At 51.0% G+C, this 19,415-nt stretch carries 36 protein-coding genes; 32 read left to right on the plus strand and 4 right to left on the minus strand.

Annotated elements, in window-relative coordinates:
• Positions 1–16 precede the first annotated feature (16 nt).
• Complete coding sequence (gene bfr / locus G163CM_RS19935; protein WP_015962736.1) at positions 17–493, plus strand: bacterioferritin; 477 nt, start codon at positions 17–19, stop codon at positions 491–493.
• Here bfr and G163CM_RS19940 read toward each other — a convergent pair.
• Positions 490–954 carry a prepilin peptidase gene (locus G163CM_RS19940; protein WP_231826061.1) on the minus strand — a complete coding sequence of 155 codons (465 nt, stop codon included), beginning with the start codon at positions 952–954 and terminating at the stop codon, positions 490–492. The genes bfr and G163CM_RS19940 overlap by 4 nt on opposite strands.
• A gap of 375 nt (positions 955–1,329) precedes the next feature.
• Here G163CM_RS19940 and rpsJ point away from each other — a divergent pair, with 375 nt between their 5' ends.
• From rpsJ to G163CM_RS20095, 31 genes are all read left to right on the plus strand, one after another.
• A complete protein-coding gene (rpsJ, locus tag G163CM_RS19945) occupies positions 1,330–1,641 on the plus strand; it encodes a 30S ribosomal protein S10 (RefSeq protein ID WP_001181005.1) in 312 nt (103 codons plus the stop codon).
• A 32-nt stretch (positions 1,642–1,673) separates the two neighbouring features.
• Positions 1,674–2,303, plus strand: a complete 630-nt coding sequence (gene rplC / locus G163CM_RS19950; RefSeq protein WP_231826062.1) for a 50S ribosomal protein L3 — start codon at positions 1,674–1,676, stop codon at positions 2,301–2,303.
• 10 nt (positions 2,304–2,313) lie between these two features.
• Complete coding sequence (gene rplD / locus G163CM_RS19955; protein WP_000424395.1) at positions 2,314–2,919, plus strand: 50S ribosomal protein L4; 606 nt, start codon at positions 2,314–2,316, stop codon at positions 2,917–2,919.
• Positions 2,916–3,218: a 50S ribosomal protein L23 gene (gene rplW, locus G163CM_RS19960; RefSeq protein WP_231826063.1), complete on the plus strand. Its 303-nt coding sequence runs from the start codon at positions 2,916–2,918 to the stop codon at positions 3,216–3,218. Before rplD ends, rplW begins: the two co-directional genes overlap by 4 nt.
• Before the next feature lie 17 nt (positions 3,219–3,235).
• Complete coding sequence (gene rplB, locus G163CM_RS19965) at positions 3,236–4,057, plus strand: 50S ribosomal protein L2 (RefSeq protein ID WP_015962739.1); 822 nt, start codon at positions 3,236–3,238, stop codon at positions 4,055–4,057.
• A 16-nt stretch (positions 4,058–4,073) separates the two neighbouring features.
• Positions 4,074–4,352 (plus strand): 30S ribosomal protein S19, encoded by a 279-nt coding sequence (gene rpsS / locus G163CM_RS19970; RefSeq protein ID WP_001138117.1) that lies wholly within the window; start codon positions 4,074–4,076, stop codon positions 4,350–4,352.
• Positions 4,353–4,366: 14 nt separating this feature from the next.
• Positions 4,367–4,699: a 50S ribosomal protein L22 gene (rplV, locus tag G163CM_RS19975; protein ID WP_002919773.1), complete on the plus strand. Its 333-nt coding sequence runs from the start codon at positions 4,367–4,369 to the stop codon at positions 4,697–4,699.
• Between the two features lie 17 nt (positions 4,700–4,716).
• Entirely contained in the window at positions 4,717–5,415 is a 699-nt protein-coding gene (gene rpsC, locus G163CM_RS19980; protein ID WP_006817277.1) for a 30S ribosomal protein S3, read from the plus strand.
• A gap of 12 nt (positions 5,416–5,427) precedes the next feature.
• Positions 5,428–5,838, plus strand: coding sequence for a 50S ribosomal protein L16 (rplP, locus tag G163CM_RS19985; RefSeq protein ID WP_002919759.1), 411 nt, complete (start codon positions 5,428–5,430; stop codon positions 5,836–5,838).
• Complete coding sequence (gene rpmC / locus G163CM_RS19990; RefSeq protein WP_015962740.1) at positions 5,838–6,029, plus strand: 50S ribosomal protein L29; 192 nt, start codon at positions 5,838–5,840, stop codon at positions 6,027–6,029. Before rplP ends, rpmC begins: the two co-directional genes overlap by 1 nt.
• The gene (rpsQ, locus tag G163CM_RS19995; protein WP_015962741.1) at positions 6,029–6,283 is read left to right on the plus strand and encodes a 30S ribosomal protein S17; all 255 of its coding nucleotides are present in this window, start codon (positions 6,029–6,031) and stop codon (positions 6,281–6,283) included. Before rpmC ends, rpsQ begins: the two co-directional genes overlap by 1 nt.
• Positions 6,284–6,449: 166 nt before the next feature.
• Positions 6,450–6,821, plus strand: a complete 372-nt coding sequence (rplN, locus tag G163CM_RS20000; protein WP_000613954.1) for a 50S ribosomal protein L14 — start codon at positions 6,450–6,452, stop codon at positions 6,819–6,821.
• Between the two features lie 10 nt (positions 6,822–6,831).
• Positions 6,832–7,146, plus strand: coding sequence for a 50S ribosomal protein L24 (gene rplX, locus G163CM_RS20005; RefSeq protein WP_015962742.1), 315 nt, complete (start codon positions 6,832–6,834; stop codon positions 7,144–7,146).
• 14 nt (positions 7,147–7,160) lie between these two features.
• A complete protein-coding gene (gene rplE / locus G163CM_RS20010; RefSeq protein ID WP_007702494.1) occupies positions 7,161–7,700 on the plus strand; it encodes a 50S ribosomal protein L5 in 540 nt (179 codons plus the stop codon).
• A gap of 10 nt (positions 7,701–7,710) precedes the next feature.
• The gene (gene rpsN / locus G163CM_RS20015) at positions 7,711–8,016 is read left to right on the plus strand and encodes a 30S ribosomal protein S14 (protein ID WP_003863291.1); all 306 of its coding nucleotides are present in this window, start codon (positions 7,711–7,713) and stop codon (positions 8,014–8,016) included.
• 30 nt (positions 8,017–8,046) lie between these two features.
• Complete coding sequence (rpsH, locus tag G163CM_RS20020; RefSeq protein ID WP_003031127.1) at positions 8,047–8,439, plus strand: 30S ribosomal protein S8; 393 nt, start codon at positions 8,047–8,049, stop codon at positions 8,437–8,439.
• A 12-nt stretch (positions 8,440–8,451) separates the two neighbouring features.
• Positions 8,452–8,985, plus strand: coding sequence for a 50S ribosomal protein L6 (gene rplF / locus G163CM_RS20025; protein ID WP_015962743.1), 534 nt, complete (start codon positions 8,452–8,454; stop codon positions 8,983–8,985).
• 9 nt (positions 8,986–8,994) lie between these two features.
• Positions 8,995–9,348: a 50S ribosomal protein L18 gene (rplR, locus tag G163CM_RS20030; RefSeq protein WP_000358960.1), complete on the plus strand. Its 354-nt coding sequence runs from the start codon at positions 8,995–8,997 to the stop codon at positions 9,346–9,348.
• A 14-nt stretch (positions 9,349–9,362) separates the two neighbouring features.
• Positions 9,363–9,866: a 30S ribosomal protein S5 gene (gene rpsE, locus G163CM_RS20035; RefSeq protein WP_015962744.1), complete on the plus strand. Its 504-nt coding sequence runs from the start codon at positions 9,363–9,365 to the stop codon at positions 9,864–9,866.
• 3 nt (positions 9,867–9,869) lie between these two features.
• Positions 9,870–10,049: a 50S ribosomal protein L30 gene (rpmD, locus tag G163CM_RS20040; RefSeq protein WP_001140434.1), complete on the plus strand. Its 180-nt coding sequence runs from the start codon at positions 9,870–9,872 to the stop codon at positions 10,047–10,049.
• 3 nt (positions 10,050–10,052) lie between these two features.
• Entirely contained in the window at positions 10,053–10,487 is a 435-nt protein-coding gene (gene rplO / locus G163CM_RS20045) for a 50S ribosomal protein L15 (RefSeq protein WP_015962745.1), read from the plus strand.
• Positions 10,488–10,494: 7 nt separating this feature from the next.
• The gene (secY, locus tag G163CM_RS20050) at positions 10,495–11,826 is read left to right on the plus strand and encodes a preprotein translocase subunit SecY (protein WP_015962746.1); all 1,332 of its coding nucleotides are present in this window, start codon (positions 10,495–10,497) and stop codon (positions 11,824–11,826) included.
• A gap of 31 nt (positions 11,827–11,857) precedes the next feature.
• Positions 11,858–11,974, plus strand: coding sequence for a 50S ribosomal protein L36 (gene rpmJ / locus G163CM_RS20055; RefSeq protein WP_000868187.1), 117 nt, complete (start codon positions 11,858–11,860; stop codon positions 11,972–11,974).
• A gap of 146 nt (positions 11,975–12,120) precedes the next feature.
• The gene (rpsM, locus tag G163CM_RS20060; protein WP_149464956.1) at positions 12,121–12,477 is read left to right on the plus strand and encodes a 30S ribosomal protein S13; all 357 of its coding nucleotides are present in this window, start codon (positions 12,121–12,123) and stop codon (positions 12,475–12,477) included.
• A 16-nt stretch (positions 12,478–12,493) separates the two neighbouring features.
• Positions 12,494–12,883 (plus strand): 30S ribosomal protein S11, encoded by a 390-nt coding sequence (gene rpsK, locus G163CM_RS20065; protein WP_002919257.1) that lies wholly within the window; start codon positions 12,494–12,496, stop codon positions 12,881–12,883.
• Between the two features lie 33 nt (positions 12,884–12,916).
• Entirely contained in the window at positions 12,917–13,537 is a 621-nt protein-coding gene (rpsD, locus tag G163CM_RS20070; protein WP_002919224.1) for a 30S ribosomal protein S4, read from the plus strand.
• Between the two features lie 25 nt (positions 13,538–13,562).
• The gene (locus G163CM_RS20075; protein ID WP_015962747.1) at positions 13,563–14,552 is read left to right on the plus strand and encodes a DNA-directed RNA polymerase subunit alpha; all 990 of its coding nucleotides are present in this window, start codon (positions 13,563–13,565) and stop codon (positions 14,550–14,552) included.
• 40 nt (positions 14,553–14,592) lie between these two features.
• Positions 14,593–14,976, plus strand: coding sequence for a 50S ribosomal protein L17 (rplQ, locus tag G163CM_RS20080; protein ID WP_001216368.1), 384 nt, complete (start codon positions 14,593–14,595; stop codon positions 14,974–14,976).
• 106 nt (positions 14,977–15,082) lie between these two features.
• On the plus strand, positions 15,083–15,451 hold the full coding sequence (locus tag G163CM_RS20085) for a DnaJ family domain-containing protein (protein ID WP_015962748.1): 369 nt from the start codon (positions 15,083–15,085) through the stop codon (positions 15,449–15,451).
• Between the two features lie 6 nt (positions 15,452–15,457).
• Positions 15,458–15,883, plus strand: a complete 426-nt coding sequence (gene zntR, locus G163CM_RS20090; protein ID WP_015962749.1) for a Zn(2+)-responsive transcriptional regulator — start codon at positions 15,458–15,460, stop codon at positions 15,881–15,883.
• 57 nt (positions 15,884–15,940) lie between these two features.
• Positions 15,941–16,156, plus strand: coding sequence for an alternative ribosome-rescue factor A (locus G163CM_RS20095; protein ID WP_015962750.1), 216 nt, complete (start codon positions 15,941–15,943; stop codon positions 16,154–16,156).
• Here the strand turns inward: G163CM_RS20095 and mscL are convergent, their stop codons facing one another.
• The 3 genes from mscL to rsmB form a co-directional block, all read right to left on the minus strand.
• Positions 16,157–16,567: a large-conductance mechanosensitive channel protein MscL gene (gene mscL, locus G163CM_RS20100; RefSeq protein ID WP_015962751.1), complete on the minus strand. Its 411-nt coding sequence runs from the start codon at positions 16,565–16,567 to the stop codon at positions 16,157–16,159.
• A 144-nt stretch (positions 16,568–16,711) separates the two neighbouring features.
• Positions 16,712–18,088 carry a Trk system potassium transporter TrkA gene (gene trkA / locus G163CM_RS20105; RefSeq protein ID WP_015962752.1) on the minus strand — a complete coding sequence of 459 codons (1,377 nt, stop codon included), beginning with the start codon at positions 18,086–18,088 and terminating at the stop codon, positions 16,712–16,714.
• 21 nt (positions 18,089–18,109) lie between these two features.
• Positions 18,110–19,399: a 16S rRNA (cytosine(967)-C(5))-methyltransferase RsmB gene (gene rsmB / locus G163CM_RS20110; RefSeq protein ID WP_231826064.1), complete on the minus strand. Its 1,290-nt coding sequence runs from the start codon at positions 19,397–19,399 to the stop codon at positions 18,110–18,112.
• Between the last annotated feature and the right edge of the window lie 16 nt (positions 19,400–19,415).

Consider the following 19,415-nt stretch of genomic DNA (forward strand, 5'->3'; position numbering starts at 1 on the left):
GCGGAGGGACTACATAATGAAAGGTGATGTTAAGGTTATAAATTATCTCAATAAATTATTGGGAAATGAGCTTGTCGCAATCAACCAATACTTTCTCCATGCGAGAATGTTCAAAAACTGGGGCCTGATGCGCCTCAACGATATCGAGTATCACGAATCAATCGATGAGATGAAGCACGCAGATAAATATATCGAGCGTATTTTATTTCTCGAAGGGATACCGAATCTCCAGGATCTGGGCAAACTGCAAATTGGCGAAGATGTGGAAGAGATGCTGCAATCGGATCTCCGCCTTGAGCTGGAAGGCGCGAAAGATCTTCGTGAAGCCATTGCCTACGCCGACAGCGTTCATGACTATGTGAGCCGCGATATGCTTATCAACATCCTCAGTGAAGAAGAGCATCATATCGACTGGCTGGAAACCGAACTGGACCTGATCGGCAAGATTGGCCTGCAAAATTATCTGCAGTCACAAATCAAAGTTGAAGACTAAAACATCCTAAGCCCGAATATGATGAAACCCGCTGCGGCCAGAAAGGGACCAAATGGCAGCGGGTTTTTTATTGCCTGCCACTTGCATTGATGGAGCGCTGACAGGCTGATAAAGAGCAGGGCCAACAACGCGGCAGAGAGTATCAGCTCAGGAAGCACTTGCCAGCCATGCCATGCGCCCAGCGCGGCGAGCAATTTGACATCGCCATAGCCTAACCCTTCCCGATGGCGCACGCCCCGATATCCCCAGTAAATCAGCGCAAAGGCGACATATCCTCCAATGGCTCCCCATAATGATAAGGATAACCGCGCAGGGTAAAGGCACAGGTGATACAGCACGCCGCCCCACAAGAGCGGACAGGTCAGTCTGTCTGGCAGCAGACCGGTACGCCAGTCATGCCAGCTAAGCGCCAGTGTTAATAGCGTGTAGAAAATGAAGAAGGGCAGGGGAGCATAAGCCATACGCGCCTCCGGTAAGTTGTCCAGGCCACGAGTGTGGCGAAGGCTTGCCCTGGACGCAAAAGGCAAAACACAGTGCTGCGAGCCGCTTTCCCGTATTTCTCACGCGATGACATCTTTTACAGTGCGGGATGCGCGCAATAACGCAAATCGTCATGACTAATTTCTAAACACCCCTTGCTTCGCGCTGGTATTTGCGTATAATGCGCGGGCTTGTCTAATATTGACAGCGGTTCAATCTGAACCCGATGGCGCTTTTTGGTCATCAACAATGCTCCCAATTGGGGGGCTACGTAAGAACGGTTACACTCTCCCATCAATCGTAATGGGTTTGAGGAGTAATCATTTCGTCTATAAAATAATTGGAGCTCTGGTCTCATGCAGAACCAAAGAATCCGTATCCGCCTTAAAGCGTTTGATCATCGTCTGATCGATCAATCAACCGCGGAAATCGTCGAGACTGCCAAGCGCACTGGTGCGCAGGTTCGCGGTCCGATCCCGCTGCCGACCCGCAAAGAGCGCTTTACCGTTCTGATCTCTCCGCACGTTAACAAAGACGCGCGCGATCAGTACGAAATTCGCACTCACAAGCGTCTGGTTGACATCGTTGAGCCAACCGAGAAAACCGTTGATGCTCTGATGCGTCTGGACCTGGCTGCCGGTGTAGACGTGCAGATCAGCCTGGGTTAATCAGGTCATCGAGCGATTGAGAGGTTGATACAATGATTGGTTTAGTCGGTAAAAAAGTGGGTATGACCCGCATCTTCACTGAAGATGGCGTTTCTATCCCAGTAACCGTAATCGAAGTTGAAGCAAACCGTGTTACTCAGGTTAAAGACCTGGCTAACGATGGCTATCGTGCTGTTCAGGTTACCACCGGTGCTAAAAAAGCAAACCGTGTAACCAAGCCGGAAGCTGGCCATTTCGCTAAAGCTGGCGTAGAAGCTGGCCGCGGCCTGTGGGAGTTCCGTCTGGCAGAGGGTGAAGAATTCACCGTTGGTCAGAACATCAGCGTCGAACTGTTTGCTGAAGTTAAAAAAGTTGACGTAACCGGTACCTCTAAAGGTAAAGGTTTTGCTGGTACCGTTAAGCGCTGGAACTTCCGTACCCAGGACGCTACTCACGGTAACTCCTTGTCTCACCGCGTTCCGGGTTCTATCGGTCAGAACCAGACTCCGGGCAAAGTGTTCAAAGGCAAGAAAATGGCAGGTCAGCTGGGTAACGAACGTGTAACTGTTCAGAGCCTGGACGTAGTACGTGTTGACGCTGAGCGCAACCTGCTGCTGGTGAAAGGTGCGGTCCCGGGTGCAACCGGTAGCGACCTGATCGTTAAACCAGCTGTGAAGGCGTAAGGGGATAGCAATGGAATTAGTATTGAAAGACGCGCAGAGCGCGCTGACTGTTTCCGAAACTACCTTCGGTCGTGATTTCAACGAAGCGCTGGTTCACCAGGTTGTTGTTGCTTATGCAGCTGGTGCTCGTCAGGGTACTCGTGCTCAGAAGACTCGTGCTGAAGTAACTGGTTCTGGTAAAAAACCATGGCGCCAGAAAGGTACCGGCCGTGCGCGTTCAGGTTCTATCAAGAGCCCGATCTGGCGTTCCGGTGGCGTGACCTTCGCTGCTCGTCCGCAGGACCACAGTCAAAAAGTTAACAAAAAGATGTACCGCGGCGCGCTGAAAAGCATCCTGTCCGAACTGGTACGTCAGGATCGTCTGATCGTTGTCGAGAAGTTCTCTGTAGAAGCGCCTAAAACTAAGCTGCTGGCACAGAAACTGAAAGACATGGCTCTGGAAGATGTGCTGATCATCACCGGTGAGCTGGACGAAAATCTGTTCCTCGCAGCACGTAACCTGCACAAGGTTGACGTTCGCGATGCAACGGGTATCGACCCGGTTAGCCTGATCGCCTTCGACAAAGTCGTAATGACTGCTGATGCTGTTAAGCAAGTTGAGGAGATGCTGGCATGATTCGTGAAGAACGTCTGCTGAAGGTGCTGCGCGCACCGCACGTTTCTGAAAAAGCGTCTACTGCGATGGAAAAAACTAACACCATCGTTCTCAAAGTTGCTAAAGACGCGACCAAAGCAGAAATCAAAGCTGCTGTGCAGAAACTGTTTGAAGTCGAAGTCGAAGTCGTTAACACCCTGGTAGTTAAAGGGAAAGTTAAACGTCACGGACAGCGTATCGGTCGTCGTAGCGACTGGAAAAAAGCTTACGTCACCCTGAAAGAAGGCCAGAAACTGGACTTCGTTGGCGGCGCTGAGTAAGTCGGAGGAGTAATACAATGGCAGTTGTTAAATGTAAACCGACATCTCCGGGTCGTCGCCACGTAGTTAAAGTGGTTAACCCTGAGCTGCACAAGGGCAAACCTTTTGCTCCGTTGCTGGAAAAAAACAGCAAATCCGGTGGTCGTAACAACAATGGCCGTATCACCACTCGTCACATCGGTGGTGGCCATAAGCAGGCTTATCGTATTGTTGACTTCAAACGCAACAAAGACGGTATCCCGGCAACAGTTGAACGTCTTGAGTACGATCCGAACCGCTCCGCGAACATCGCGCTGGTTCTGTACAAAGATGGCGAACGCCGTTACATCCTGGCCCCTAAAGGCCTGAAAGCTGGCGACCAGATTCAGTCTGGCGTTGATGCTGCAATCAAAGCAGGTAACACCCTGCCGATGCGCAATATCCCGGTTGGTTCTACCGTTCATAACGTAGAAATGAAACCAGGTAAAGGCGGTCAGCTGGCACGTTCCGCTGGTACTTACGTTCAGATCGTTGCTCGCGATGGTGCTTATGTCACCCTGCGTCTGCGTTCTGGTGAAATGCGTAAAGTCGAAGCAGACTGCCGTGCAACTCTGGGCGAAGTTGGCAATGCTGAGCATATGCTGCGCGTTCTGGGTAAAGCAGGTGCTGCACGCTGGCGTGGTGTTCGTCCTACCGTTCGCGGTACTGCGATGAACCCAGTCGATCACCCACATGGTGGTGGTGAAGGTCGTAACTTTGGTAAGCACCCGGTATCCCCGTGGGGCCTGCAGACCAAAGGTAAGAAGACCCGCAGCAACAAGCGTACTGATAAATTCATCGTACGTCGCCGTAGCAAATAATTTTAGAGGATAAGCCATGCCACGTTCTCTCAAGAAAGGTCCTTTTATTGACCTGCACTTGCTGAAGAAGGTAGAGAAAGCGGTGGAAAGCGGAGACAAGAAGCCCCTGCGCACTTGGTCCCGTCGTTCAACGATCTTTCCTAACATGATCGGTTTGACCATCGCTGTCCATAATGGTCGTCAGCACGTTCCAGTCTTTGTAACCGACGAAATGGTTGGTCACAAACTGGGTGAATTCGCACCGACTCGTACTTATCGCGGCCATGCTGCTGATAAAAAAGCGAAGAAGAAATAAGGTAGGAGGAAGAGATGGAAACTTTAGCTCAACATCGCCATGCTCGTTCTTCTGCTCAGAAGGTTCGCCTTGTTGCTGACCTGATTCGCGGTAAGAAAGTGTCGCAGGCCCTGGATATTCTGACCTACACCAATAAGAAAGCGGCTGTACTGGTCAAGAAAGTACTGGAATCTGCCATTGCTAACGCTGAACACAACGATGGCGCTGACATTGACGATCTGAAAGTTGCGAAAATTTTCGTAGACGAAGGCCCGAGCATGAAGCGCATTATGCCGCGTGCAAAAGGTCGTGCAGATCGCATCCTGAAGCGCACCAGCCACATTACTGTGGTTGTGTCCGATCGCTGAGACTCTGGAGACTAGCAATGGGTCAGAAAGTACATCCTAATGGTATTCGCCTGGGTATTGTCAAACCATGGAACTCTACCTGGTTCGCGAACACCAAAGAATTCGCTGACAACCTGGACAGCGATTTTAAAGTACGTCAGTACCTGACGAAGGAACTGGCAAAAGCGTCCGTATCTCGTATCGTTATCGAGCGTCCGGCTAAGAGCATCCGTGTGACTATTCACACTGCTCGCCCGGGTATCGTTATCGGTAAGAAAGGCGAAGACGTAGAAAAACTGCGCAAGGTCGTAGCGGATATCGCTGGCGTTCCTGCTCAGATCAATATCGCCGAAGTTCGTAAGCCTGAACTGGACGCTAAATTGGTTGCTGACAGCATCACTTCTCAGCTGGAACGTCGCGTTATGTTCCGTCGTGCTATGAAGCGTGCTGTACAGAACGCAATGCGTCTGGGCGCTAAAGGTATCAAAGTTGAAGTTAGCGGCCGTCTGGGCGGCGCGGAAATCGCACGTACCGAATGGTACCGTGAAGGTCGCGTACCGCTGCACACTCTGCGTGCTGACATCGACTACAACACCTCTGAAGCGCACACCACTTACGGTGTAATCGGCGTTAAGGTATGGATCTTCAAAGGTGAGATCCTGGGTGGTATGGCTGCTGTTGAACAACCGGAACCGGCTGCTCAACCTAAAAAGCAGCAGCGTAAAGGCCGTAAATAAGGAGCGTCGCTGATGTTACAACCAAAGCGTACAAAATTCCGTAAAGTGCACAAAGGCCGTAACCGCGGTCTGGCGCAGGGTACGGATGTTAGCTTCGGCACTTTCGGTCTGAAAGCTGTTGGCCGTGGTCGTCTGACTGCACGTCAGATCGAAGCAGCACGTCGTGCTATGACCCGTGCAGTGAAGCGTCAAGGTAAAATCTGGATCCGTGTATTCCCGGACAAACCGATTACCGAGAAGCCTCTTGAAGTTCGTATGGGTAAAGGTAAAGGTAACGTGGAGTATTGGGTTGCCTTGATTCAGCCGGGCAAAGTCCTGTATGAAATGGACGGTGTACCGGAAGAGCTGGCCCGTGAAGCATTCGGCCTCGCAGCCGCGAAACTGCCGATCAAAACCACCTTTGTAACTAAGACGGTGATGTAATGAAAGCAAAAGAGCTGCGTGAAAAAAGCGTTGAAGATCTGAACGCTGAGCTGCTGAACTTGCTGCGTGAGCAGTTCAACCTGCGCATGCAGGCTGCAAGTGGCCAGCTGCAACAGACTCATCTGCTGAAGCAAGTGCGTCGTGATGTTGCACGTGTTAAGACTTTACTGACTCAGAAGGCGGGTGCGTAATGACCGATAAAATCCGTACTCTGCAAGGTCGCGTCGTTAGCGCGAAAATGGAGAAATCCATTGTTGTTGCTATCGAACGTTTTGTGAAACACCCGATCTACGGTAAATTCATCAAACGTACGACCAAACTGCACGTACATGACGAGAACAACGAATGCGGTACCGGTGACGTGGTTGAAATCCGCGAATGCCGTCCGCTGTCCAAGACTAAGTCCTGGACGCTGGTTCGCGTTGTAGAGAAAGCGGTTCTGTAATACAGTACTCGTTCTCGATACGAATAAACGGCTCAGCGATGAGCCGTTTATTTTTTCTACCCATATCTTGAGAGTGGTGTTATAATGCCGCGCCCTCGATATATGGGGCTTTTTAATGGCCTGATTTTCGGGTCTCAGTAGTAGTTGACATTAGCGGAGCACTAAAATGATCCAAGAACAGACTATGCTGAACGTCGCCGACAACTCCGGTGCACGTCGCGTAATGTGTATCAAGGTTCTGGGTGGCTCGCACCGTCGCTACGCAGGCGTAGGCGACATCATCAAGATCACCATCAAGGAAGCAATTCCGCGTGGTAAGGTCAAAAAAGGTGATGTGCTGAAGGCGGTAGTGGTGCGCACCAAGAAGGGTGTTCGTCGCCCGGACGGTTCTGTCATTCGCTTCGATGGTAATGCATGCGTTATTTTAAACAATAACAGCGAGCAGCCTATCGGTACGCGTATTTTTGGGCCGGTAACTCGTGAACTTCGTAACGAGAAGTTCATGAAAATTATCTCTCTGGCACCAGAAGTACTCTAAGGAGCGAATCATGGCAGCGAAGATCCGTCGTGATGACGAAGTTATCGTGTTAACCGGTAAAGATAAAGGTAAACGCGGTAAAGTAAAAAATGTCCTGTCTTCCGGCAAGGTCATTGTTGAAGGTATCAACCTGGTTAAAAAACATCAGAAGCCGGTTCCGGCCCTGAACCAACCAGGCGGCATTGTTGAGAAAGAAGCAGCTATTCAGATCTCTAACATTGCAATCTTCAATGCGGCAACCGGCAAGGCCGACCGTGTAGGCTTTAGATTCGAAGACGGCAAAAAAGTCCGTTTCTTCAAGTCTAACAGCGAAACTATCAAGTAATTTGGAGTAGTACGATGGCGAAACTGCATGATTACTACAAAGACGAAGTAGTTAACAAGCTCATGACTGAGTTTAACTACAATTCTGTCATGCAAGTCCCTCGGGTCGAGAAGATCACCCTGAACATGGGTGTTGGTGAAGCGATCGCTGACAAGAAACTGCTGGATAACGCAGCAGCTGACCTGGCAGCAATCTCCGGTCAAAAACCGCTGATCACCAAAGCACGCAAATCAGTTGCAGGCTTCAAAATCCGTCAGGGCTATCCGATCGGCTGTAAAGTAACTCTGCGTGGCGAACGCATGTGGGAGTTCTTTGAGCGCCTGATCACTATTGCTGTACCACGTATCCGTGACTTCCGTGGCCTGTCCGCTAAGTCATTCGATGGCCGTGGTAACTACAGCATGGGTGTCCGTGAGCAGATCATCTTCCCAGAAATCGACTACGATAAAGTCGACCGCGTGCGTGGTTTGGATATTACCATTACCACTACTGCGAAATCTGACGAAGAAGGCCGTGCTCTGCTGGCTGCCTTTGACTTCCCGTTCCGCAAGTAAGGGTTACTGAATGGCTAAGCAATCAATGAAAGCACGCGAAGTAAAACGCGTAGCTTTAGCTGATAAATTCTTCGCTAAACGCGCTGAACTGAAAGCTATCATCTCTGATGTGAACGCTTCCGATGAAGATCGTTGGAACGCTGTTCTGAAGCTGCAGAGTCTGCCGCGTGATTCCAGCCCGTCTCGTCAGCGTAACCGCTGCCGTCAAACAGGTCGTCCGCATGGTTATGTGGGCAAGTTCGGGTTGAGCCGTATTAAGCTTCGTGAAGCCGCTATGCGCGGTGAAGTACCAGGCTTGAAAAAGGCTAGCTGGTAATTACCAATTGAATCACGGGAGTAAAGACAGATGAGCATGCAAGATCCGATCGCGGATATGCTGACCCGTATCCGTAACGGTCAGGCCGCGAACAAAGCTGCGGTCACCATGCCTTCCTCCAAGCTGAAAGTGGCAATTGCCAACGTGCTGAAGGAAGAAGGTTTTATTGAAGATTTTAAAGTTGAAGGCGACACCAAGCCGGAACTGGAACTTACTCTCAAGTATTTCCAGGGTAAAGCTGTTGTAGAAAGCATTCAGCGTGTCAGCCGCCCAGGTCTGCGCATCTACAAACGTAAAGATGAGCTGCCGAAAGTTATGGCCGGCATGGGTATCGCAGTTGTTTCTACCTCTAAAGGTGTTATGACTGATCGTGCAGCGCGCCAAGCTGGTCTTGGTGGCGAAATTATCTGCTACGTAGCCTAATCGGAGGAAAAAATGTCTCGTGTTGCTAAAGCACCGGTCGTTGTTCCTGCCGGCGTTGATGTAAAAATCAACGGTCAGGTTATTACGATCAAAGGTAAAAACGGCGAGCTGACTCGTACTCTCAACGATGCTGTTGAAGTTAAACATGCAGATAATGCACTGACCTTCGGTCCGCGTGATGGTTACGTAGACGGATGGGCTCAGGCTGGTACCGCGCGTGCCCTGCTGAACTCAATGGTTGTCGGTGTTACCGAAGGCTTCACTAAGAAGCTACAGCTGGTTGGTGTAGGTTATCGTGCAGCGGTTAAAGGGAATGTAGTAAACCTGTCTTTAGGTTTCTCTCACCCGGTTGACCATCAGCTGCCTGCGGGTATCACTGCTGAATGTCCGACTCAAACTGAAATCGTGCTGAAAGGCGCTGATAAGCAGGTGATCGGCCAGGTTGCAGCGGATCTGCGCGCCTACCGTCGTCCTGAGCCTTATAAAGGCAAGGGTGTTCGTTACGCCGACGAAGTCGTGCGTACCAAAGAGGCTAAGAAGAAGTAAGGTAACACTATGGATAAGAAATCTGCTCGTATCCGTCGTGCGACCCGCGCACGCCGCAAGCTCCAGGAGCTGGGCGCAACTCGCCTGGTGGTACATCGTACCCCGCGTCATATTTACGCACAGGTAATTGCACCGAACGGTTCCGAAGTTCTGGTAGCTGCTTCTACTGTAGAAAAAGCTATCGCTGAACAACTGAAGTACACCGGTAACAAAGACGCGGCTGCAGCTGTGGGTAAAGCTGTTGCTGAACGCGCTCTGGAAAAAGGCATCAAAGATGTATCCTTTGACCGTTCCGGGTTCCAATATCATGGTCGTGTCCAGGCACTGGCAGATGCTGCCCGTGAAGCTGGCCTTCAGTTCTAAGGTAGAGGTGTAAGATGGCTCACATCGAAAAACAAGCTGGCGAACTGCAGGAAAAGCTGATCGCGGTAAACCGCGTATCTAAAACCGTTAAAGGTGGTCGTATTTTCTCCTTCACAGCTCTGACTGTAGTAGGCGATGGTAACGGTCGCGTAGGTTTTGGTTACGGTAAAGCGCGTGAAGTTCCAGCAGCGATCCAGAAAGCGATGGAAAAAGCCCGTCGCAATATGATTAACGTCGCGCTGAATACCGGCACCCTGCAGCACCCAGTTAAGGGTACTCACACGGGTTCTCGTGTATTCATGCAGCCGGCTTCCGAAGGTACCGGTATCATCGCCGGTGGTGCAATGCGCGCCGTTCTGGAAGTCGCTGGAGTTCGTAACGTTCTGGCTAAAGCGTATGGTTCCACCAACCCGATTAACGTGGTTCGTGCAACTATCGATGGTCTGGAAAATATGAAATCTCCGGAAATGGTCGCTGCCAAGCGTGGTAAATCCGTTGAAGAAATTCTGGGGAAATAAACCATGGCAAAGACTATTAAAATTACTCAAACCCGCAGTGCAATCGGTCGTCTGCCGAAACACAAGGCAACGCTGCTTGGCCTGGGTCTGCGTCGTATTGGTCACACCGTAGAACGCGAGGATACTCCTGCTGTTCGTGGTATGGTCAACGCGGTTTCCTTCATGGTTAAAGTTGAGGAGTAAGAGATGCGTTTAAATACTCTGTCTCCGGCCGAAGGCTCTAAAAAGGCGGGTCGCCGTCTGGGTCGTGGTATCGGTTCTGGCCTCGGTAAAACCGGCGGTCGTGGTCACAAAGGTCAGAAGTCTCGTTCTGGCGGTGGCGTACGTCGTGGTTTCGAGGGTGGTCAGATGCCTCTGTACCGTCGTCTGCCGAAATTCGGCTTCACTTCTCGCAAAGCAGCGATTACAGCGGAAATCCGTCTGTCTGACCTGGCGAAAGTGGAAGGCGGTGTTGTAGACCTGAATACGCTGAAAGCGGCTAACATTATCGGTATCCAGATCGAGTTCGCGAAAGTGATCCTGGCTGGTGAAGTCACTACTCCGGTAACTGTTCGTGGCCTGCGTGTTACTAAAGGCGCTCGTGCTGCTATCGAAGCTGCTGGCGGTAAAATCGAGGAATAAGTAGCAGATGGCTAAACAACCGGGATTAGATTTTCAAAGTGCCAAAGGTGGCTTAGGCGAGCTGAAACGCAGACTGCTGTTTGTAATCGGTGCGCTTATTGTGTTCCGTATTGGCTCTTTCATTCCGATCCCTGGTATTGATGCCGCTGTACTTGCCAAACTGCTTGAGCAACAGCGAGGCACCATCATTGAGATGTTTAACATGTTCTCTGGTGGTGCTCTCAGCCGTGCTTCTATCTTTGCTCTGGGGATCATGCCGTATATTTCGGCGTCGATCATTATCCAGCTGCTGACGGTGGTTCACCCAACGCTGGCAGAAATTAAGAAAGAAGGGGAGTCTGGTCGTCGTAAGATCAGCCAGTACACCCGCTACGGTACTCTGGTGCTGGCAATATTCCAGTCGATCGGTATTGCTACCGGTCTGCCGAATATGCCTGGTATGCAGGGCCTGGTAATTAACCCAGGCTTTGCATTCTATTTCACCGCTGTTGTAAGTCTGGTTACAGGGACTATGTTCCTGATGTGGCTCGGCGAACAGATTACTGAGCGCGGTATCGGTAACGGTATCTCAATCATTATCTTCGCTGGTATCGTTGCGGGACTCCCGCCAGCCATTGCCCATACTATCGAGCAAGCGCGTCAAGGCGACCTGCACTTCCTCCTGTTGCTGTTGGTTGCAGTATTAGTATTTGCAGTGACGTTCTTTGTTGTATTTGTTGAGCGTGGTCAACGCCGCATTGTGGTAAACTACGCGAAACGTCAGCAAGGTCGTCGTGTCTATGCTGCACAGAGCACACATTTACCGCTGAAAGTGAATATGGCAGGGGTAATCCCGGCAATCTTCGCTTCCAGTATTATTCTGTTCCCGGCGACCATCGCGTCATGGTTCGGGGGCGGGACTGGTTGGAACTGGCTGACAACAATTTCGCTGTATTTGCAGCCTGGGCAACCACTTTATGTGTTACTCTATGCGTCTGCGATCATCTTCTTCTGTTTCTTCTACACGGCGTTGGTCTTCAACCCGCGTGAAACAGCAGATAACCTGAAGAAGTCCGGTGCATTTGTACCAGGAATTCGTCCGGGAGAGCAAACGGCGAAGTATATCGATAAAGTAATGACCCGCCTGACCCTGGTTGGTGCGTTGTATATTACCTTTATCTGCCTGATCCCGGAGTTCATGCGTGATGCAATGAAAGTACCGTTCTACTTCGGTGGGACCTCACTGCTTATCGTTGTTGTCGTGATTATGGACTTTATGGCTCAAGTGCAAACTCTGATGATGTCAAGTCAGTACGAGTCTGCATTGAAGAAGGCGAACCTGAAAGGCTACGGCCGATAATTGGTCGCCCGAGAAGTTACGGAGAGTAAAAATGAAAGTTCGTGCTTCCGTCAAGAAATTATGCCGTAACTGCAAAATCGTTAAGCGTGATGGTGTCATCCGTGTGATTTGCAGTGCCGAGCCGAAGCATAAACAGCGCCAAGGCTGATTTATTCGCATATTTTTCTTGCAAAGTTGGGTTGAGCTGGCTAGATTAGCCAGCCAATCTTTTGTATGTCTGTACGTTTCCATTTGAGTATCCTGAAAACGGGCTTTTCAGCATGGTGCGTACATATTAAATAGTAGGAGTGCATAGTGGCCCGTATAGCAGGCATTAACATTCCTGATCAAAAACACGCCGTGATCGCATTAACTTCGATCTTCGGTGTCGGCAAAACCCGTTCCAAGGCTATTTTAGCTGCGGCGGGCATCGCTGAAAATGTTAAGATCAGTGAGCTGTCTGAAGAACAAATCGACACGCTGCGTGACGAAGTTGCCAAATTTGTCGTTGAAGGTGATCTGCGCCGTGAAATCAGCATGAGCATCAAGCGCCTGATGGATCTTGGTTGCTATCGCGGTTTGCGTCATCGTCGTGGTCTCCCGGTTCGCGGTCAGCGTACCAAGACCAACGCACGTACCCGTAAGGGTCCGCGCAAACCGATCAAGAAATAATCGGGGTGATTGAATAATGGCAAAGGCACCAATTCGTGCACGTAAACGTGTAAGAAAACAAGTCTCTGACGGCGTGGCTCATATCCATGCTTCTTTCAACAACACCATCGTGACTATTACCGATCGTCAGGGTAACGCGCTGGGTTGGGCAACAGCCGGTGGTTCCGGTTTCCGTGGTTCTCGCAAATCCACTCCGTTCGCAGCTCAGGTTGCAGCAGAGCGTTGCGCAGAAGCCGTAAAAGAATACGGCATCAAGAATCTGGAAGTTATGGTCAAAGGTCCGGGTCCGGGTCGCGAATCTACCATTCGTGCTCTGAACGCCGCAGGTTTCCGCATCACTAACATTACTGATGTGACTCCGATCCCTCATAACGGTTGTCGTCCGCCGAAAAAACGTCGCGTATAACGCTACGTTTTCCAGGTTAGTTGGAGAAAGAAAATGGCAAGATATTTGGGTCCTAAGCTCAAGCTGAGCCGTCGTGAGGGCACCGACTTATTCCTTAAGTCTGGCGTTCGCGCGATCGATACCAAGTGTAAAATTGAACAAGCTCCTGGCCAGCACGGTGCGCGTAAACCGCGTCTGTCTGACTATGGTGTGCAGTTGCGTGAGAAGCAAAAAGTTCGCCGTATGTACGGTGTGCTGGAGCGTCAATTCCGTAACTACTACAAAGAAGCAGCACGTCTGAAAGGCAACACCGGTGAAAACCTGTTGGCTCTGCTGGAAGGTCGTCTGGACAACGTTGTATACCGTATGGGCTTTGGCGCCACTCGTGCTGAAGCACGCCAGCTGGTTAGCCATAAAGCAATCATGGTAAACGGTCGTGTTGTTAACATCGCTTCTTATCAGGTTAAAGCGAATGACGTTGTTAGCATCCGTGAGAAAGCGAAGAAGCAGTCTCGCGTGAAAGCCGCTCTTGAGCTGGCTGAACAGCGTGAAAAGCCAACCTGGCTGGAAGTTGATGCTGGCAAGATGGAAGGCACGTTCAAGCGTCAGCCTGAGCGTTCTGATCTGTCTGCGGACATTAACGAACACCTGATCGTCGAGCTTTACTCCAAGTAAAGCTTAGTACCAAAGAGAGGACACAATGCAGGGTTCTGTGACAGAGTTTCTAAAACCGCGCCTGGTAGATATCGAGCAAGTGAGTTCGACGCACGCCAAGGTGACCCTTGAGCCTTTAGAGCGTGGCTTTGGCCATACTCTGGGTAACGCACTGCGCCGTATTCTGCTCTCATCGATGCCGGGTTGCGCGGTGACCGAGGTTGAGATTGATGGTGTACTTCATGAGTACAGCACCAAAGAAGGCGTTCAGGAAGATATCCTGGAAATCCTGCTCAACCTGAAAGGGCTGGCGGTGAGAGTTCAGGGTAAAGATGAAGTTATTCTTACCTTGAATAAATCTGGCATTGGCCCTGTGACCGCAGCCGATATCACCCACGACGGTGATGTCGAAATCGTCAAGCCGCAGCACGTGATCTGCCACCTGACCGATGAAAACGCAGCTATCAGCATGCGTATCAAAGTTCAGCGCGGTCGCGGTTATGTGCCGGCTTCTTCCCGAATTCATTCGGAAGAAGATGAGCGCCCGATCGGCCGTCTGTTGGTCGACGCCTGCTACAGCCCTGTAGAGCGTATTGCCTACAATGTTGAAGCAGCGCGTGTAGAACAGCGTACCGACCTGGACAAGCTGGTCATCGAAATGGAAACCAACGGCACAATCGATCCTGAAGAGGCGATTCGTCGTGCGGCAACCATCCTGGCTGAACAACTGGAAGCTTTTGTTGACTTACGTGATGTACGTCAGCCAGAAGTTAAAGAAGAGAAACCAGAATTCGATCCGATCCTGCTGCGCCCTGTTGACGATCTGGAATTGACTGTCCGCTCTGCTAACTGCCTTAAGGCAGAAGCTATCCACTATATCGGTGATCTGGTACAGCGTACCGAGGTTGAGCTTCTTAAGACGCCTAACCTGGGTAAAAAATCTCTTACCGAGATTAAAGACGTGCTGGCCTCCCGTGGACTGTCTCTGGGCATGCGCCTGGAAAACTGGCCACCGGCAAGCATTGCTGACGAGTAACCGGATCACAGGTTAAGGTTTTACTGAGAAGGATAAGGTCATGCGCCATCGTAAGAGTGGTCGTCAACTGAACCGCAACAGCAGCCATCGCCAGGCTATGTTCCGCAACATGGCAGGTTCACTGGTTCGTCATGAAATCATCAAGACGACCCTGCCTAAAGCGAAAGAACTGCGTCGCGTAGTTGAGCCGCTGATTACTCTTGCCAAGACTGATAGCGTTGCTAATCGTCGTCTGGCATTCGCCCGTACTCGTGATAACGAGATCGTGGCAAAACTGTTTAACGAACTGGGCCCGCGTTTCGCGAGCCGTGCCGGTGGTTACACTCGTATTCTGAAGTGTGGCTTCCGTGCAGGCGACAACGCGCCGATGGCTTACATCGAGCTGGTTGATCGTTCAGAGAAAGCAGAAGCTGCTGCAGAGTAATCTGTAGTAACGTAAAAAAACCCGCCTCGGCGGGTTTTTTTATATCTCCCCTTCCCCCATCTCTCTACAATAGTTGTATTCCTTCTGCTCATTCCGGAGTGCTGTCATGTGGTTAGTCGACCTGTGGGCAGAGCGTCACATTGCTGATGCCCAGCGTAACGGTGAGTTCGATAATCTTCCCGGCCAGGGCGAGCCTTTGACGCTGGACGATGATTCGGCTGTTCCTGAAGAACTACGCTCAGGCTATCGCTTGTTGAAGAATGCGGGCTGCTTGCCGCCAGAGCTTGAGCAGCGTAAAGAAGCGATGGCGTTGGCCGATCTGCTGAAAGGTATTCACAAAGAAGATGAACGCTATCACGAATTAAGTCGTCGACTCGCATTGATGGAACTGAAACTGCGCCAGGCTGGCATAAGTACCGATTTTCTGCGTGGAGAGTACGCAGAGAAATTGATGAATCGGTTTAATGAGGAGTAATCATCTATGTATCGCATTGGTGAACTGGCAAAGCTTGCAGGTGTGACGCCCGATACCATCCGCTACTATGAAAAGCAGCAGATGATGGATCATGAAGTTCGTACCGAAGGCGGATTTCGCCTGTATACCGGAACCGATCTTCAGCGCCTGAAGTTTATTCGCTATGCCCGCCAATTGGGTTTTACCCTTGAGGCGATCCGCGAGTTGCTCTCAATTCGCGTTGACCCTGAACATCACACCTGCCAGGAATCCAAGAGTATTGTCCAGGCGCGCCTTCGCGAAGTGGAGTCACGCATTGAGGAGCTTCAATCAATGCAACGGTCGCTTAAGAAACTGAATGATGCCTGCTGCGGAACCGCACATAGTAGCGTTTATTGTTCTATCCTTGAGACCCTGGAGCAGGGGGCTGACAACAATATTAAAGGCTGTTGAAATTATCGCCGTTCGCATCTACACTCGCGCCGTATTATTACCCATCAGGAGAAAATGATGAGCCGCTATCAACACACGAAAGGGCAAATTAATGATAACGCCATTGAGGCACTACTGCATGACCCGCTGTTCAGACAGCGCGTCGAGAAGAATAAAAAAGGGAAAGGAAGTTATCTGCGTAAAACCAAACATGCAAAACGGGGTAACTGGGAGGCCAGTGGCAAACAAGCGAATCGCTTCTTTACCACTGGCCTTCTGCTTTTAGCGGCGTGATTAAGAACGGTTATTCTGTTCTTTCAGCAGGTCGCGAATTTCAGAAAGCAGAACTTCTTCTTTCGTCGGTTTCGGATCCGCTGCCGGTTCTTCTTTCTTACGATTCAGTTTGTTGATCAGTTTGATCGCCATAAAGATAGCGAAAGCGACGATCACAAAATCAAAGACATTTTGAATGAACACGCCGTAGTGCATGACTACAGCCGGAACATCTCCCTGCGCGTCGCGTAACGTCAGCGCAAATTGTTTAAAGTCGATCCCGCCAATTAATAAGCCCAACGGTGGCATAATAATATCGGCGACTAATGACGATACAATCTTACCGAACGCCGCACCAATAATGACACCCACCGCCAAATCAACAACGTTTCCACGCATCGCGAATTCGCGAAACTCTTTAATAATGCTCATGTTATTCTCCTTGTGCCAGCTGACGTTTATAAGTTTAACAAATGTTTATGTAATTTCCATTATTAACAATAATTCAGCCGTACAGATTTAGCCTTAAATAATAAAGGGTTAATAAAAAAGCGTTCCGTAGAACGCCTTTTGTAATTAAAGGAAGAAGGGGCTTGGCTGGAACAATCGTTCGACATCGGTAATAAATTTTTTGTCCGTCAGGAACATAATTACATGGTCCCCTTGCTCAATGCGTAAATTATCATTGGCAATCATGACATCATTTCCGCGCACAATCGCGCCGATGATGGTACCCGGTGGGAGTTTTATCTCATCAATAACTCGGCCGACAACGCGCGATGTGCTTTCATCACCATGAGCAACGGCTTCGATGGCTTCAGCGACCCCGCGACGCAGGGAAGAAACGCCGACGATATCGGCTTTACGCACGTGGCTCAACAGGGCGGAAATAGTGGCCTGCTGCGGCGAAATCGCGATATCAATCACGCTCCCCTGAACAAGGTCAACGTAGGCGCGGCGTTGGATCAACACCATCACTTTTTTCGCGCCCATCCGCTTGGCCAGCATCGCGGACATAATGTTCGCTTCGTCGTCGTTGGTGACGGCAATGAACAGATCAACCTGATCGATATGTTCTTCTGCCAGCAACTCTTGATCCGATGCATCGCCGAAGAAGACGATCGTATTTTGCAGCTTCTCTGCCAGTTCAGCAGCACGCTGTTGATCTCGCTCGATCAACTTCACGCTGTAGTCTTTTTCCAGCCGACGCGCCAGACCCGCGCCGATGTTACCGCCACCGACCAGCATGATGCGCTTGTACGGCTTTTCCAGACGCTGTAATTCGCTCATGACGGCGCGAATATGCTGGGATGCCGCGATAAAGAACACCTCATCGCCAGCCTCCACAATGGTTGAACCCTGCGGTCGGATCGGCGTGTCGTGGCGGAAAATGGCTGCAACACGCGTATCGATATGTGGCATATGATCGCGCATGGTCGAGAGCGCATTACCAACCAGCGGCCCGCCGTAATAGGCTTTCACCACTGCGAGGCTCACTTTCCCTTCAGCGAAGTTCACTACCTGCAGCGCGCCTGGGTATTCGATCAGGCGATAGATGCTATCAATAACCAGTTGCTCAGGCGCAATCAGGTGATCGATTGGCACCGCGTCAGTATTGAAAAGCTTCTCCGCGTCACGGACGTAGTCGGGTGAGCGAATGCGGGCGATACGGTTTGGTGTGTTAAAGAGGGAATAGGCGACCTGGCAGGCCACCATATTGGTTTCGTCCGAGCTGGTTACGGCAACCAGCATATCGGCATCGTCGGCACCGGCCTCACGCAGCACACGTGGATGAGAACCGTGCCCCTGGACGACGCGCAGGTCAAACTTGTCCTGCAAACCACGCAGACGCTCGCTATTGGTATCCACAATAGTGATGTCGTTATTCTCTCCAACCAGGTTTTCAGCCAGCGTACCGCCTACTTGCCCTGCGCCCAGAATGATAATTTTCATCAGTCGCGACCCGTTATCTCATCATTTTTTGATTAGCTTAGCGTAAAAGAAGCCATCGCCTTCTTCTGCGCCAGGTAAATTCTGTTTACCGGGCTGTTCTGGCGTGCCGGTTTCACTCAACACGGCATCCGGTGTGCGTTGCAGGAAGGCAGCAATTTGTTCGCTGTTCTCTTCCGGTAGAATGGAGCAGGTCGCGTAGACCAGCGTGCCGCCAGGTTTGAGGTGCGCCCAGGTCGCATTGAGGATTTCAGCCTGCAACTGCGCCAGTTCCGGAATATCGCGATCGCGGCGTAGCCACTTAATATCCGGATGACGGCGTACGACACCCGTTGCGGAACATGGCGCATCAAGAAGAATGCGATCAAATTTCTGTTCACCACACCATTGCTCAGGGAAGCGGCCATCACCCTGTTTCACCGTCGCTTTCATGCCCAGGCGCTTTAGGTTGTCATAGACGCGCGACAGGCGTTTTTCATCAACATCGACGGCCATGACATTGGCCTCAGGCGCCACTTCCAGAATGTGGGTCGTTTTGCCGCCGGGCGCGGCGCAGAGGTCGAGGATCTGCTCGCCATTTTCGGGTTGCAGATACGTCATGCAACCCTGCGCGGAGGCATCCTGAACGGTTACCCAACCTTCATCAAAACCCGGTAGCGCATGCACAGGTGCTGGTGTTTCGAGGCGTACGGCATCCGGGTAATCCGCATGCGGGAAGCCGGTTAACCCAGCTTCTGCCAGCAGCGCCAGCCATGCGTCGCGTGTGTGATGATTACGGTTCACGCGCAGCCACATCGGCGGGCGCTGGTTATTGGCCTCAAGAATGGCTTCCCACTGTTGCGGATACGCCTTTTTAATACGTTTTACCAGCCAGGAAGGGTGGAGATAACGCACTTCGGTCTGAGCAAATTCGGCCAGCAGTTCATCCTGTTGACGCTGAAACTGACGCAGTACGCCGTTGATAAGCCCTTTCAATTGCTGACGCTTGATGGCTACAGCCCCTTCTACCGTTTCGGCAAGCGCGGCGTGCGCCGGGATGCGCGTGTACAGCAGCTGGTAGATCCCCACCATTATCAGATAATGGACGGTGCGCTGTTTGCCCGTCATCGGGCGCGACATTAGCTTGTGAATGAACCATTCCAGCTGAGAAAGCGTGCGCAACACGCCAAAGCACAGCTCCTGGAGCAAGGCTTTATCTTTATCGGACACTTTTTGCTGCATGGCTGGCAGGACGTTACTTAACGATTGACCCTGCTCGACAACTTGCTCGACGGTTTGCGCCGCCAGACTGCGTAAATTGATGTTTTTTTTCATAACCGCAAAAATAAAA

Source organism: Pseudocitrobacter corydidari (genome assembly GCF_021172065.1).
Taxonomy (GTDB): Bacteria; Pseudomonadota; Gammaproteobacteria; order Enterobacterales; family Enterobacteriaceae; genus Pseudocitrobacter; species Pseudocitrobacter corydidari.

What these genes read in the sequence shown, in the direction of transcription:
- rplB (WP_015962739.1), top strand. Translation starts at nt 3,236, where the DNA reads ATGGCAGTTGTTAAATGTAAACCGACATCTCCGGGTCGTCGCCACGTA.
- mscL (WP_015962751.1), bottom strand. Translation starts at nt 16,567, where the DNA reads ATGAGCATTATTAAAGAGTTTCGCGAATTCGCGATGCGTGGAAACGTT.
- rplP (WP_002919759.1), top strand. Translation starts at nt 5,428, where the DNA reads ATGTTACAACCAAAGCGTACAAAATTCCGTAAAGTGCACAAAGGCCGT.
- rpsN (WP_003863291.1), top strand. Translation starts at nt 7,711, where the DNA reads ATGGCTAAGCAATCAATGAAAGCACGCGAAGTAAAACGCGTAGCTTTA.
- rpsH (WP_003031127.1), top strand. Translation starts at nt 8,047, where the DNA reads ATGAGCATGCAAGATCCGATCGCGGATATGCTGACCCGTATCCGTAAC.
- rpsJ (WP_001181005.1), top strand. Translation starts at nt 1,330, where the DNA reads ATGCAGAACCAAAGAATCCGTATCCGCCTTAAAGCGTTTGATCATCGT.
- G163CM_RS20095 (WP_015962750.1), top strand. Translation starts at nt 15,941, where the DNA reads ATGAGCCGCTATCAACACACGAAAGGGCAAATTAATGATAACGCCATT.
- rsmB (WP_231826064.1), bottom strand. Translation starts at nt 19,399, where the DNA reads ATGAAAAAAAACATCAATTTACGCAGTCTGGCGGCGCAAACCGTCGAG.
- rplE (WP_007702494.1), top strand. Translation starts at nt 7,161, where the DNA reads ATGGCGAAACTGCATGATTACTACAAAGACGAAGTAGTTAACAAGCTC.
- rplQ (WP_001216368.1), top strand. Translation starts at nt 14,593, where the DNA reads ATGCGCCATCGTAAGAGTGGTCGTCAACTGAACCGCAACAGCAGCCAT.
- rpsD (WP_002919224.1), top strand. Translation starts at nt 12,917, where the DNA reads ATGGCAAGATATTTGGGTCCTAAGCTCAAGCTGAGCCGTCGTGAGGGC.
- rpsS (WP_001138117.1), top strand. Translation starts at nt 4,074, where the DNA reads ATGCCACGTTCTCTCAAGAAAGGTCCTTTTATTGACCTGCACTTGCTG.
- rplX (WP_015962742.1), top strand. Translation starts at nt 6,832, where the DNA reads ATGGCAGCGAAGATCCGTCGTGATGACGAAGTTATCGTGTTAACCGGT.
- rpsC (WP_006817277.1), top strand. Translation starts at nt 4,717, where the DNA reads ATGGGTCAGAAAGTACATCCTAATGGTATTCGCCTGGGTATTGTCAAA.
- secY (WP_015962746.1), top strand. Translation starts at nt 10,495, where the DNA reads ATGGCTAAACAACCGGGATTAGATTTTCAAAGTGCCAAAGGTGGCTTA.
- rpsE (WP_015962744.1), top strand. Translation starts at nt 9,363, where the DNA reads ATGGCTCACATCGAAAAACAAGCTGGCGAACTGCAGGAAAAGCTGATC.
- rplC (WP_231826062.1), top strand. Translation starts at nt 1,674, where the DNA reads ATGATTGGTTTAGTCGGTAAAAAAGTGGGTATGACCCGCATCTTCACT.
- zntR (WP_015962749.1), top strand. Translation starts at nt 15,458, where the DNA reads ATGTATCGCATTGGTGAACTGGCAAAGCTTGCAGGTGTGACGCCCGAT.
- rplN (WP_000613954.1), top strand. Translation starts at nt 6,450, where the DNA reads ATGATCCAAGAACAGACTATGCTGAACGTCGCCGACAACTCCGGTGCA.
- rplO (WP_015962745.1), top strand. Translation starts at nt 10,053, where the DNA reads ATGCGTTTAAATACTCTGTCTCCGGCCGAAGGCTCTAAAAAGGCGGGT.
- rplD (WP_000424395.1), top strand. Translation starts at nt 2,314, where the DNA reads ATGGAATTAGTATTGAAAGACGCGCAGAGCGCGCTGACTGTTTCCGAA.
- rpmD (WP_001140434.1), top strand. Translation starts at nt 9,870, where the DNA reads ATGGCAAAGACTATTAAAATTACTCAAACCCGCAGTGCAATCGGTCGT.
- rpmJ (WP_000868187.1), top strand. Translation starts at nt 11,858, where the DNA reads ATGAAAGTTCGTGCTTCCGTCAAGAAATTATGCCGTAACTGCAAAATC.
- G163CM_RS20075 (WP_015962747.1), top strand. Translation starts at nt 13,563, where the DNA reads ATGCAGGGTTCTGTGACAGAGTTTCTAAAACCGCGCCTGGTAGATATC.
- G163CM_RS20085 (WP_015962748.1), top strand. Translation starts at nt 15,083, where the DNA reads ATGTGGTTAGTCGACCTGTGGGCAGAGCGTCACATTGCTGATGCCCAG.
- rplF (WP_015962743.1), top strand. Translation starts at nt 8,452, where the DNA reads ATGTCTCGTGTTGCTAAAGCACCGGTCGTTGTTCCTGCCGGCGTTGAT.
- rpmC (WP_015962740.1), top strand. Translation starts at nt 5,838, where the DNA reads ATGAAAGCAAAAGAGCTGCGTGAAAAAAGCGTTGAAGATCTGAACGCT.
- rpsQ (WP_015962741.1), top strand. Translation starts at nt 6,029, where the DNA reads ATGACCGATAAAATCCGTACTCTGCAAGGTCGCGTCGTTAGCGCGAAA.
- G163CM_RS19940 (WP_231826061.1), bottom strand. Translation starts at nt 954, where the DNA reads ATGGCTTATGCTCCCCTGCCCTTCTTCATTTTCTACACGCTATTAACA.
- trkA (WP_015962752.1), bottom strand. Translation starts at nt 18,088, where the DNA reads ATGAAAATTATCATTCTGGGCGCAGGGCAAGTAGGCGGTACGCTGGCT.
- rpsK (WP_002919257.1), top strand. Translation starts at nt 12,494, where the DNA reads ATGGCAAAGGCACCAATTCGTGCACGTAAACGTGTAAGAAAACAAGTC.
- bfr (WP_015962736.1), top strand. Translation starts at nt 17, where the DNA reads ATGAAAGGTGATGTTAAGGTTATAAATTATCTCAATAAATTATTGGGA.
- rplV (WP_002919773.1), top strand. Translation starts at nt 4,367, where the DNA reads ATGGAAACTTTAGCTCAACATCGCCATGCTCGTTCTTCTGCTCAGAAG.
- rplW (WP_231826063.1), top strand. Translation starts at nt 2,916, where the DNA reads ATGATTCGTGAAGAACGTCTGCTGAAGGTGCTGCGCGCACCGCACGTT.
- rplR (WP_000358960.1), top strand. Translation starts at nt 8,995, where the DNA reads ATGGATAAGAAATCTGCTCGTATCCGTCGTGCGACCCGCGCACGCCGC.